Annotated in this window: 9 protein-coding genes; 3 read left to right on the top strand and 6 right to left on the bottom strand. The window is 55.4% G+C overall.

Going from position 1 to position 12082, the window contains the following annotated elements:
- Positions 1-5: 5 nt before the first annotated feature.
- Both ASD8599_RS17235 and ASD8599_RS17240 read right to left on the bottom strand, forming a co-directional pair.
- A complete protein-coding gene (locus ASD8599_RS17235) occupies positions 6-1535 on the bottom strand; it encodes a cryptochrome/photolyase family protein (RefSeq protein WP_108829682.1) in 1530 nt (509 codons plus the stop codon).
- A complete protein-coding gene (locus tag ASD8599_RS17240; protein ID WP_108830250.1) occupies positions 1529-2194 on the bottom strand; it encodes an SDR family oxidoreductase in 666 nt (221 codons plus the stop codon). The genes ASD8599_RS17235 and ASD8599_RS17240 overlap by 7 nt, the downstream gene beginning before the upstream one ends.
- A 319-nt stretch (positions 2195-2513) precedes the next feature.
- On the opposite strand from ASD8599_RS17240, the gene ASD8599_RS17245 reads away from it, so the two are divergent.
- Positions 2514-4103 (top strand): 2-isopropylmalate synthase, encoded by a 1590-nt coding sequence (locus ASD8599_RS17245; RefSeq protein ID WP_108829683.1) that lies wholly within the window; start codon positions 2514-2516, stop codon positions 4101-4103.
- Positions 4104-4245: 142 nt separating this feature from the next.
- Here ASD8599_RS17245 and ASD8599_RS17250 read toward each other — a convergent pair whose 3' ends face one another.
- The 3 genes from ASD8599_RS17250 to ASD8599_RS17260 form a co-directional block, all read right to left on the bottom strand.
- Entirely contained in the window at positions 4246-5556 is a 1311-nt protein-coding gene (locus tag ASD8599_RS17250; RefSeq protein ID WP_108829684.1) for an ABC transporter permease, read from the bottom strand.
- Positions 5553-6359, bottom strand: coding sequence for a taurine ABC transporter ATP-binding protein (locus tag ASD8599_RS17255; protein ID WP_108829685.1), 807 nt, complete (start codon positions 6357-6359; stop codon positions 5553-5555). The genes ASD8599_RS17250 and ASD8599_RS17255 overlap by 4 nt, the downstream gene beginning before the upstream one ends.
- 92 nt (positions 6360-6451) lie before the next feature.
- Entirely contained in the window at positions 6452-7447 is a 996-nt protein-coding gene (locus ASD8599_RS17260) for a taurine ABC transporter substrate-binding protein (protein WP_108829686.1), read from the bottom strand.
- A gap of 397 nt (positions 7448-7844) precedes the next feature.
- On the opposite strand from ASD8599_RS17260, the gene ASD8599_RS17265 reads away from it, so the two are divergent.
- The gene (locus ASD8599_RS17265; protein WP_108829687.1) at positions 7845-9239 is read left to right on the top strand and encodes an aminotransferase family protein; all 1395 of its coding nucleotides are present in this window, start codon (positions 7845-7847) and stop codon (positions 9237-9239) included.
- Between the two features lie 75 nt (positions 9240-9314).
- On the opposite strand, the gene ASD8599_RS17270 is transcribed toward ASD8599_RS17265, so the two are convergent.
- Complete coding sequence (locus ASD8599_RS17270) at positions 9315-10226, bottom strand: MBL fold metallo-hydrolase (protein ID WP_108829688.1); 912 nt, start codon at positions 10224-10226, stop codon at positions 9315-9317.
- Positions 10227-10557: 331 nt separating this feature from the next.
- Here ASD8599_RS17270 and pdxR point away from each other — a divergent pair, with 331 nt between their 5' ends.
- Entirely contained in the window at positions 10558-12018 is a 1461-nt protein-coding gene (gene pdxR / locus ASD8599_RS17275; RefSeq protein WP_108829689.1) for a MocR-like pyridoxine biosynthesis transcription factor PdxR, read from the top strand.
- Positions 12019-12082: the final 64 nt, after the last annotated feature.

The following is a 12082-nucleotide window of genomic DNA, read 5'->3' on the forward strand; positions in this document are numbered from 1 at the left end:
ATCGCCTAGACCACCTCTCCGGCCCGCATACGATCCAGAAAATCCTGCCCTTCACGCAAGATCACATCCCGTTTGTCTTCGTCCATACGGTCCCACGTGCGGTACATATTCCCCATCCGCGCGTTGTTGGAAAAGCGCGGGCGGTGGGTGTCCAGAAAGTGCCAGTACAGCAGATTGAACGGGCACGCCCCTTCGCCGGTCTTTTGGGCCACCTTATAGTGGCACCCCTTGCAGTAGTCCGACATGCGATTGATGTAGGCCCCCGACGACACATAGGGCTTGGAGGCGATGATCCCGCCATCAGCAAACTGGGACATGCCCACGGTGTTCGGCGCTTCGACCCATTCAAACGCATCGACATAAACAGCCAGATACCATTCATGCACATGGCGCGGATCCACCCCCGCCAGCAGCGCAAAATTACCCGTTACCATGAGGCGCTGGATATGGTGGGCGTAGGCTTCCACGTCAGTCTGCTTAACAGCCTTGGACAGGCAGCGCATCTTCGTCTTGCTGCCCCAATACAAGGCCGGCAGGTCTGCTGTTTGCTCAAGCACGTTACGCTTCGTGTAGTCGGGGCCTTCCAGAAAATAGATGCCCCGCACATATTCGCGCCAGCCGATGATCTGGCGGATAAACCCCTCGGCGGCATTGATCGGGGCGTGACCGTCTTTCCAAGCCTGTTCGACAGCTTGGCAGATCTCAAGCGGGCCAAGCAGGCCAATGTTCAGATAAGGCGACAGAACAGCGTGATACAAAAAGCGGTGATCGCTTAGCATCGCATCCTGAAAGTCACCAAAACGCGGCAAAGCATGGGTCACAAAATGATCCAAAGCCCGCAGCGCCTCTGCCCGCGTGGTGCCATAGGAAAACGGGCGCAACTGGCCAAAGTGATCGCCAAATTCCGCTTCAACCAGATCCAGCACCGCGTTGACCTCTGCGTCCGGTTCAAAGACCAAAGGTCCGCCGATGGTCACATCTTTGGGTGCGGGTTTGCGGTTGTCGTGGTCAAAGTTCCACTTGTCTCCGGCGGGTTTGTCGCCCTCCATCATCAGCCCTGTGGTCCGGCGCATGTCGCGGTAGAAATACTCCATCCGCAACTGTTTGCGCCCCTCGGCCCATGCCTCGAATGTCGCATGAGACGCCAAAAAACGATCGTCTTGCAGAACACCGACTTGCAACGGCGCATCACGCAGCGCCTCGATCAGACGCCATTCGCCGGGTTCGGTCGCCAGCACTTGGGACGCACCATATTGGTCGGCACGGCGCAGCAGTTCGCCCACGATGCTTTGGGTGTTGTCGGTGTCGTCCAGTTCCGAATAGGCCACCTGCCAGCCATCCGCCCGCAATTGGGCCGCAAATTTGCGCATCGCCGCCAGGATCAACGCGATCTTCTTGGGGTGGTGCCGCACATAGGTGCCTTCGGCTTTGACCTCGGCCATGACGACCACATCCGTGTCGCGGTCCGCTTGCGTCAATGCGCTTAGGGTCGTGCTTAGCTGGTCGCCCAGCACCAAAACCAATCGTGTCACCATGCCACCTGCTTGCCGGAATAGTCATAAAATCCACCGCTTTGATCCGGTGTTAGCCCATCCATCACAGTGATGAGATTCTGCGCGGCCTCATCTGCTGGAACCGACGGGTGGCGGGCCAGGTATTTACGCGTGAAGGGTGTTTCTACCGTGCCCGGATGTAGCGCCGCAATGCAGCTTTGGGGGTGGCTGCGGCCCAGTTCAATGGCTGCTGTGCGCACGACCTGATTGGCGGCTGCCTTAGCCGCGCGGTAGCTGATCCATCCGCCTATACGGTTGTCACCAATTGATCCGACGCGGGCGGTCAGCACCGTGAATACGGCGCGACGATCACGCGGCAAAAGAAGATGAGCGTGCGACAAAACAAGGGCGGGACCAATGGTATTTAGTGCAAATTGGTCGGCCATGGCTTTGGCAGACAATCCCTTTATGGTTTTTTCTGGTACCGCTCCTGCAATTTCCAATGCACCCGTCGCCACAACAACGCGATCAAAGCTATGCTGCAAACCGCCCAGATGCAGTGCGACGCTGTGCGGGTCCGTCACATCAAAGCCGTCAACAGACCGCGAAAGCCCGACGACATCCGCACCCTGTTCCGTGTAAGCATGCGCCAATGAAGCCCCAATGCCGCCAGACGCGCCCAAAATTAAAACCTTGTTCATGCCCAGAGAACTAGCCGAAAGATGCAGGTATTCAACGAAGTTTGTGGCAAAAATTGTACCTTCTGAAGTGACCTCAAAACAAGACGGGGCGAGGTGCTCTGCAAAAACATACTTTTCATTTACCAAAGCCTCGGTATAACGGAGGCCATGACACAGACCGCACATACCCTGAACGCCCGCGCATCCAGCGCAGCGTCCCTATGCGGCCTACTGATCCTATTCCGCCTCTGAGCGTGTCCTTCGGCGCGCCCGCTCAGAGGAGTAGCCCATAACAAGGCAGAATAGCGCGCCACGGATCAGGACAAAAAAGAGAATTCAAATGACAAACACGCAAGACCAAGCTGCGCAAACCGATGCGCAAGATAAAGTCGTTATCTTCGACACAACTTTGCGCGACGGGGAACAATCCCCGGGCGCCACGATGACCCACGCAGAAAAAATCGAAATCGCCGGGCTTTTGGACGAAATGGGCGTCGATATCATCGAGGCGGGCTTCCCCATCGCCTCCGAAGGGGATTTCAACGCGGTCTCGGAAATTGCCGAGCGCAGCGTCAATTCGGTGATATGCGGCTTGGCCCGCGCCCAGACCGGTGACATCGACCGCTGCTGGGAGGCGGTGAAACACGCAGCCAAACCGCGCATTCATACGTTCATCGGCACATCGCCCCTGCACCGCGCCATTCCAAATCTGACCAAGGACGAAATGGCCGTGCGCATCGACGAAACCGTCAGCCACGCCCGCAACCTGTGTGACAATGTGCAATGGTCGCCCATGGACGCGACCCGCACAGAATTTGACTATTTGTGCCGTGTTATCGAAATCGCAATCAAGGCAGGGGCCACGACGATCAACATCCCCGACACCGTGGGCTACACCGCGCCGCGCGAAAGCGCCGAGCTGATCCGCAAGCTGATCGCAGAGGTGCCCGGCGCACAGGATGTGATCTTTGCCACCCACTGTCACAACGACCTTGGCATGGCGACGGCCAACAGCTTGGCAGCCGTAGAAGCCGGTGCCCGCCAGATCGAATGTACGATCAATGGCTTGGGCGAACGCGCGGGCAACACCGCCTTGGAAGAGGTGGTGATGGCTTTGAGGGTCCGCAACGATCTGATGCCCTTCCAGACGGGCATTGATACGCGCAAGCTGATGAACATCTCGCGGCGCGTAGCCACGGTTTCGGGTTTTCCCGTCCAGTTCAACAAAGCCATCGTGGGCAAGAACGCCTTTGCCCATGAAAGCGGTATCCACCAGGACGGCATGTTGAAAAATGCCGAAACCTTCGAAATCATGCGCCCCGAGGACGTGGGCCTGTCTGGCACGTCTTTGCCGTTGGGCAAACACTCGGGCCGCGCGGCCTTGCGGGCCAAGTTGGAAGACCTTGGTTTTGAGGTCGGCGACAACCAATTGCGCGATGTGTTTGTGCGCTTCAAGGAACTGGCTGACCGCAAAAAAGAAGTTTACGACGATGATGTCGTGGCGTTGATGCGGGCCTCTGATGATCCGGAGATTGAGCGGATCAAGGTCAAATCTTTGCGTGTGCAATGTGGCACAGAAGGGCCACAGCAGGCCGATCTGGTCATGGAAATAGATGGCGTTGAATCCACATCCACCCAGACCGGCGACGGCCCTGTAGATGCAACATTCAACGCGGTCAAAGCCCTGTTCCCCCATGACGCGCGGTTGCAGCTGTATCAGGTGCATGCCGTGACCGAAGGCACGGATGCTCAGGCCACAGTGTCGGTGCGCATGGAAGAAGACGGGCGGATCGTGACTGGCGAATCTGCGGACACTGATACCGTTGTGGCGTCAGCCAAAGCCTACGTTCATGCGCTGAACCGTCTTCTGGTGCGCCGCGAAAAATCAGGCAAGGACACCCCAGAAATCAACTACAAAGACCATTCCTAAACGGGGGCGGGTGCACCAAGGTGCACCTTACCGCCAAAGGTCAGTAAGGTGGGGTTCACCCCACCTTTTTTATGCCCAACTGTCAGACATAAAAAAGCCGCACCCTAAGGCGCGGCTTTATTCTTTGGAAATGCGGAGTAGGTTAGACTTTGCCTCTCCATGGGATCAGCCAGCTTTCCAGTTTACGCATGCCGACCTCAATCGCAAAGCCGATAAGACCGATCACAACGATCCCGACAATGATGATGTCAGTCAGCTGGAACTTGGACGCTGTGACAATCATTTTACCCAGACCTACGTTCGCAGCAACAAGTTCAGCAGCAACCACCGTACCCCAACAAACCCCCATCGCAACACGGGCACCTGTAAAGATGTCAGGCAGGGAATTGGGGACAATGACCTTAGTCAGGATTTGCGACTTGGAAGCGCCCAGCGAATAGGCGGCGTGGACCTTGGCAATGGCCACCCCCGACACGCCAGAACGCGCAGCAATGATCATGATCCACAAAGACGCCAGGAACAGCAGAACGATCTTACCGTTTTCTCCGATGCCGAACCAGATGATGATCAGCGGAATCAAAGCCAATGGCGGGATAGGCCGCATGAATTCGACGATAGGGTCAAACCACCCACGCGCCCAACCCGTCAGACCCATAGCGTAGCCAATAGGAACACCGACCAAAGCACCCAGCAAAAAGCCGACCAAAACGCGGAACAGCGAATAGCCGGTGTGTTCCCACAGCTTGTAGCCCTGATAGCCTTCCACATTCAGCTCGATAAAGCGGGCGAACACCAGTTCCGGCGCAGGCAGGTAAAGGCGCGCCATACGCAAACCGGTGGCAGGGGCAAAGGTTGGAGTGCCTTTGTCTGTCAGACCAATGGTGCCTTCGGGCACCGATACTTTTTCACCCGGCGCGATGGGTTCACCATTCAGGGCGACAATCTTGGACCCCTCTTTCTTTGAAACCTCGTCGTTGCCCCAGACATTGACCACCTTGAACCCGTAACGTGCCACGGTCAAAGTGTCGTTCTTGGCAAATCCGTCGCCCGGTTCGACTTCTGCGGCGGATGGTTCGCGCCCCGGGTTGCCTTCGGCATCCACCGTTTGCTGAATGTCTTCACGATAGACGCGCATGGTCACGGTTGCATCGTCGGTCGATCCGTCCTCAAGCTGCGCGGTGTAGGTGAATGTCATATCACCGGAATACGGACCCGGAAACTTTGGCAATGGAATGACAGAGTTGGTAAACGCCACCCAAAGCCAAAACACAGTGATCACGGACACGATAGATGCAACACGGTTTGCAGTGATCGCGCTTTCATCGCCAAAAGTCACGGTTTTTAGGCGATTGAAGCCCTTCTTTTCGAAGGCGCTGGCGAAAATTTTCTTAGCCAGCAAGAAAGAGCCAAAGAACGCCGCAACATATAGGGCAAGTACAAGTAAACCGGTCATGCGCTTTCCTCCGTCCGGCCCATGATTTCTTCTTCCATGCTCCAGATCATTTCCAGGATTTCCTCACGCGTGCTGGCGTAATCCTTGTGTTTTTTGACTTCACGCAGATCGTTTCCGACACCAAGTCCGGCAAACGGCAAGCGATATTCTTTGTGCACACGACCGGGGCGCGGGGCCATTACCAACAGGCGTTCACCCAGCAGCAATGCCTCTTCAACGGAGTGCGTGATCAAGATGATGGTCTTGCCGGTGTCTTTCCACAGGTCCAACACAAGGCTTTGCATCTTTTCGCGAGTCAAAGCATCCAAAGCCCCCAAGGGTTCGTCCATCAAAATCACGTCAGGGTCGTTGGCAAGGCAACGGGCCAAAGCCACACGTTGTTGCATCCCGCCGGACAGTTCGTAAATCGCCTTTTCCTTGAAGTCTTGCAAACCGACCACTTCAAGAAGGTGTTCTACATTCTCTTTGCTTTCGGCGCGGCTGATGCCCTTCATGTCGGGGCCGAATGACACGTTTTCACGTACCGTCATCCATTCGAACAAAGCGCCTTGTTGAAAGACCATGCCACGTTCCGGGCTTGGGCCTGTCACGGTGTTGCCATTCAAAATGATTTTGCCTTCGGTAGGGGCCAAAAAGCCCGCAACGATGTTCAAAAGTGTGGTTTTGCCGCAGCCCGATGGGCCAAGCACGCTCATCAATTCGCCGGATTTGATGTCCAATGAGACATCTTGAAGCGCTTGCACATGCCCGCCATTGGGCAGGTCAAAACGCATTGAAATATTTTCCATGAGAAGCCCGGTCACAGGTGTCCCCCTCTTGCCAGGATGATTGCCCGCAACCTCGGGCGTAGAAGGGCGGGCACCCGTGACAGGTGCCCGCCCCAAAAGACGTAAGCTTACTGACCCAATGGGCCTGCGTTTACGTTGTCTTCATACGACGCTTTTGCCGCGTCGATGGACTTGGCTTCAACAAAGACGTCTGCAACGCCTTTCATGAATGTTGCTGCGTTGCCGCCCAACCATGCCTCAGACAGCTGTTCTTCAACTGTTGGAAAGACGAATGTTGACAGCGTAGAGGCCGCATCATCTTCGGACATACCGGCGTCTTTAGCGATCACTGGCAACATTTTTGCTTGGTTGGCTTCGTCAGCCCACATCGCGTTGGCGGATGCTGTGACGCTCAAGAACGCTGCAACCTGGTCAGAGTTTTCAGCAACATAGGATGTTGGTGCGGTTGTCGCGTCAAATACCAGGATGCCCAGCTCTGTTTTTTCCGCACCTGTCAGCAAAACGTTGCCTGAGTTGGTCATGCGGCGCAATGCACCACCCCAACCGCAAGCCATGTCAACAGCACCTTGGCTTAGAGCGGCTTCGCCTTCGGCTGGCGCCATGTCGACAACTTCCAGGCTGTCCAGGGATACACCGAAGTGCTCCATTTGCTTCAGGAAGCCGTAGTGTGCGGCTGTGCCCAAAGGAACGGCAACTTTTTTGCCAGCCAGTTCGCCAGCAGAATCCTTGTCGATTTCCAAAGCGGCAGCAACAACGCAGTTGTCGTTGTCAGCATAGGAAACAGCAACGTCCAGAACCTGAAGATCTTGACCCGCGGATGTTGCCACAACGAAAGGTGGGATGCCTTGGCTGACGGACATCTGCACGTCGCCGGACGCCATTGCAGCGGACATTGCTGTCCCTGTGTCAAAGCTGACCCAGTTCACTTTAACGCCAAGCGCTTCGTCATACATGCCGGTTTCTTTGGCAAACTGGAATGGCATTGGCCACTCGAGGAAATAGCCAACGGTAATTTCGCCGTGGCCGTCTGCGAACGCTGCCTGTGCGCCAGCAACAAGTGCCAGACCCGCGACTGCGCTTTTCAGAGTTGTTTTAAAAGTCATAGTAGTCTCCCGTTTGGTGACGCGTTTTGCGACACTCTTGTCATTACGTGCCGATCTTTTGACACGTCGAGCTAAAAAAGCTTTGTGCAGCCATCCCAGCGCTGGAGTGATCCCAACCGATTATCCGCTTGGTTTCAACGCTTTTCGTGTCACATTTCACAAAACGAACGCACTACATTCATCTTTCCATCCGGTGGGTAATCCTTGAATTGCCTTGGAATCGCTTGATTTTTGGACGTTTTGACCCGGGCCTGTCCAGTTTTTGCCCACAGTCTGGATATACATGGATTGCAATTCTGGCCCTACTGATCATACTGGAATCGCTGTTTTTAAGTGCGTAGACGGGCGCAGTGTGCGCTCAATTCGCCTACCACCCTACAATTTGGAGCACGCCATCATGGACGGTACATTTAACGAAAACGATATCAGCCGCGTTGTCGAAGCCGATCGCGCAAATGTTTGGCATCATTTGACCCAACACCAACCGTTCTTCACAGGTGCTGATCCTAAAATTATCGTCGAAGGCAAAGGCCTGCGTGTTTGGGACCAAAAGGGTATTGAACACATTGATGCGGTGTCCGGCGGTGTTTGGACCGTCAACGTGGGCTATGGCCGCGAAACAATGGGCGATGCCGTGCGTGACGCGATTGTGAAAATGAACTTCTTTGGCGGCACGGTTGGTTCCATCCCCGGCGCATTGTTTGCCGAAAAGCTGATCAGCAAAATGCCCGGCATGAGCCGCGTGTATTATGCGAACTCCGGTTCCGAGGCGAACGAAAAGGCCTTCAAAATGGTGCGCCAGATCGCACACGCCCGCTACGGTGGCAAAAAGCACAAGATCCTTTACCGTGACCGCGACTATCACGGCACAACCATCGCCTGCCTGTCCGCCGGTGGCCAGGACGAACGCAACGCACAATACGGCCCGTTCACACCCGGTTTCATCCGCGTGCCGCACTGCCTTGAGTACCGCAAGCACGAACAAGACGGCGCCCCCGAGGAAAACTACGGCGAATGGGCTGCCAACCAGATCGAAGAAATCATCCTGCGCGAAGGTCCCGACACCGTTGGTGCGCTTTGCCTTGAACCCGTCACAGCCGGCGGCGGCGTCATTGAAGCCCCCGAAGGCTACTGGCCGCGCGTTGCTGAGATCTGCAAGAAATACGATATCTTGCTGCACATCGACGAAGTGGTTTGTGGCGTAGGCCGGACAGGCGAATGGTTCGGCTACCAGCACTACGGCATCCAACCCGACATGGTATCGATGGCCAAAGGCGTGGCGTCTGGCTACGCGGCGATCTCTTGCCTTGTGACCACAGAAGAAGTGTTCGACCTGTTCAAAGAAGACACGTCGGATCACCTCAGCTATTTCCGCGACATTTCCACCTTCGGCGGCTGCACAGCCGGTCCAGCGGCGGCGATCGAGAACATGCGGATCATCGAAGACGAGAACCTGCTGCAGAACACGGTTGATATGGGCCACTACATGGTCGATCAACTTAAGGCCCTGCAAGACAAGCACGAAATCATCGGTGACGTGCGTGGCAAAGGGTTGTTTGTTGGTGCGGAATTGGTAGCGGATCGCGGCACACGTGAACCCGCAGCCGAGGCCATGGTGCAAGCGGTTGTGAAAGACTGCATGTCACAAGCCGTAATCATCGGCGCGACAAACCGTTCGCTTCCGGGCAAAAACAACACGCTGTGCTTCTCGCCTGCGTTGATCGCCACCAAAGATGACATCGACCAGATCGTCGGCGCGGTGGACGGCGCATTGGGCCGCGTGTTCGGATAAGCGCACACCACAATAGACGTAACAAAAAAGGCGGGTCCGAAATGGCCCGCCTTTTTCACATCCTGAAACACTGGATCAGATCAACTGATAGCTATGCGGCACATAGCGATAGCCACCCTCGCCACGCGTTTCCACGTATCCGAGACCCGGGAATGGCATGTGATAACCAATCAATGGGAAGCGATCCGCTGATGCCATATCCATCAGCGTTTTGCGTGTTTGCGCCGCTGCAGATTTGTCCATGTCAAACTTGACCTCCCAATCGGGATAGGCCAGCGACCAGACATAGTGGTTCGCCGCATCCGCCATCAACAACAACTGCTTGCCGCCACTTTCCAGCATATACGTCATGTGACCAGGCGTGTGACCAAAGGCTTCGACCGCCGTGATGCCAGATCGTACTGCGTCACCTCCTTTGATAAAGCTCATCTTTTCTGCAAGCGGCTTTACCTTGGCATCAAAACCTTCGTTTTCCGCCTTGGCCCAAGCATCGTATTCCACCTGACCGGTCACATAGGCCGCACCTGCGAAAGTTTCACCGCCGTCCGCATCCGTCAAACCGCCGATGTGATCGCCGTGCATGTGGGTCAGCACAACATGGCTGATGTCCGATGCATCGTATCCTGCAGCGTTTAAAGCTTTTGTTGTGCCAGCGGCATTCAAACCCGTGTCGAACAGGATCACTTCAGACCCGGTGTTCACAACCGTCGGTGTGAAGAAGAATTGTGCTGCGTCAGTACCTAGGAAGTTGGCCGCGCTGACTTCGTTAAAGGTGTCTGCGTCGACGTTCATACCAAAGATATTCTGCGGGTTCTCGACGCTGCGGCTTCCGACCAGCAGTGTCGTGACCTTGAAGTCGCCTAGCGAAAAATCGCGGTGCGTGGGCATGGAGGTGGCAGAATGCCCATCCGCCAAAGTAAGGGTCGGAGCGGCGGCCAAAGGCAACGCGGCCCCTGCCAGCAAAGCTTGGCGACGTGAAATATCCATGGTTCAGATCCTCTTTCTGTTGCGACATCAGACAAAATAGAGCGCGCGCAGTGCAAAACAATAAACAGATACGTGACTGCAAGGGCGCCAACAATCTCACGGCTAGATGCGCATTTTACCCGCCAAGTGCGATTCCTTGAGCACACCTTTCCAAAGCGGAACAACATTCAAGCTCTGAATCGGGAGGTAATTATACCATTTTTACAAAATTGAGACGTGCAGTCTCAATTAATGTGTGTTATGCAGTGTTGATAAAGATAACCCAAATAGTCTTTTCATTAGATTTTAAGTCCAGATTGATCTGCACTTATATCCAGTATATGCACCTCATATGACCTTACCTGTCGAAACATTCTTCCTGAACCCTGACCATCAGGGCACCCTGCAATCGCAGATCCAACAGATGATCGCACAAGGCATTCTGTCGGGTCGGTTTCAGCCGGGGGAAAAGCTGCCATCCACCCGCAAACTCGCCACGCACCTTAGCGTCAGCCGGATCACAGTCACGTTGGCCTATACCGAATTGCTGTCGAACGACTATCTGACATCGCGCGGGCGATCCGGCTACTACGTGTCGCGCAACGCGCCTGCCCCGCCATCTTTCACACCGACCCCGAACGGCCCTGACGCCGTGGATTGGAACAAAGCCATCGGCCAGCGTTTCTCTGGGGGCCAGACCCCAAGCAAACCACAGGATTGGGCCAAATACCGCTATCCCTTTATCTACGGTCAAGCTGACCCAACCTTGTTTGATCACGCCAACTGGCGTCTTTGCGCTTTGCAGGCCTTGGGCCAACGCGATTTCACACCGCTGACCACGGACTACTACGATCAGGATGACCCACAACTGATCGAATTTATCGCCCGCCATACACTGCCCCGGCGCGGCATCTCGGCGCGGCCGGAACAAATCCTGATCACGCTTGGCGCACAAAACGCGTTGTGGTTGACCGCCCAGGTCTTGCTGACTCAGCGCCGCAAGGCTGCGTTTGAAGACCCCTGCTATCACGCATTGCGAGACATTTTGTCTCAATCAAGATGTCATTTGGCCCCTGTGCGGGTCGATCAGGCGGGCTTACCCCCCGAAGCAATTCCACCAGACACCGATGTCGTGTTCACAACCCCCAGCCACCAATGCCCCACGAACGGGACAATGCCCATGGACCGGCGCCGCGCCCTTTTGGAACGATGCCGCGAAATGGATACGTTGATTGTCGAAGACGACTACGAGTTCGAAATGTCGTTCCTGAAGCCCCCATCACCTGCGCTAAAATCGCTCGATACAGATGGGCGTGTCATTTACGTGGGCAGCTTTTCCAAGTCGCTATTCCCCGGTTTGCGCCTTGGTTACCTTGTCGGATCAGAGCCGTTTATTCGCGAAGCACGCGCCTTGCGAGCATCCGTTTTGCGTCACCCGCCCGGGCATATTCAACGCACAGCCGCCTATTTTCTCTCCCTTGGACATTACGATGCACTAATCAGACGCATGGGGACTGCCCTGCACGAACGGCGTGAGATCATGCAAGCTGCCATTGAAGAAAACGGCCTGCAAATTGCCGGTCAGGGCGCGTATGGCGGATCGTCTTATTGGATGCGCGCACCCGAACACGTCAACACCCGCCACCTTGCACAATCACTGCAAGCCAAAGGCGTTTTGATTGAACCCGGAGAATCATTTTTCGGCGGGGACGGCAAACCACAACATTTCTACCGACTGGCATATTCTTCCATCCCCGCGGGACGTATCGCTGAAGGGATCAAGCTGGTCGCATCAGAGATTAAGTCCAGTTGACACTTTGGACTTACCCGATTTGAAAACTGGCCCTAACCCTGCACAATGCGAATCCGTATTGTCG

It is taken from the genome of Ascidiaceihabitans donghaensis, from assembly GCF_900302465.1.
GTDB classification, from domain to species: Bacteria; Pseudomonadota; Alphaproteobacteria; order Rhodobacterales; family Rhodobacteraceae; genus Ascidiaceihabitans; species Ascidiaceihabitans donghaensis.

Excerpts from the sequence above, each read along its gene's own strand:
- pdxR (WP_108829689.1), top strand. The coding sequence starts at position 10,558 with ATGACCTTACCTGTCGAAACATTCTTCCTGAACCCTGACCATCAGGGC.
- ASD8599_RS17250 (WP_108829684.1), bottom strand. The coding sequence starts at position 5,556 with ATGACCGGTTTACTTGTACTTGCCCTATATGTTGCGGCGTTCTTTGGC.
- ASD8599_RS17260 (WP_108829686.1), bottom strand. The coding sequence starts at position 7,447 with ATGACTTTTAAAACAACTCTGAAAAGCGCAGTCGCGGGTCTGGCACTT.
- ASD8599_RS17235 (WP_108829682.1), bottom strand. The coding sequence starts at position 1,535 with ATGGTGACACGATTGGTTTTGGTGCTGGGCGACCAGCTAAGCACGACC.
- ASD8599_RS17240 (WP_108830250.1), bottom strand. The coding sequence starts at position 2,194 with ATGAACAAGGTTTTAATTTTGGGCGCGTCTGGCGGCATTGGGGCTTCA.
- ASD8599_RS17270 (WP_108829688.1), bottom strand. The coding sequence starts at position 10,226 with ATGGATATTTCACGTCGCCAAGCTTTGCTGGCAGGGGCCGCGTTGCCT.
- ASD8599_RS17245 (WP_108829683.1), top strand. The coding sequence starts at position 2,514 with ATGACAAACACGCAAGACCAAGCTGCGCAAACCGATGCGCAAGATAAA.
- ASD8599_RS17265 (WP_108829687.1), top strand. The coding sequence starts at position 7,845 with ATGGACGGTACATTTAACGAAAACGATATCAGCCGCGTTGTCGAAGCC.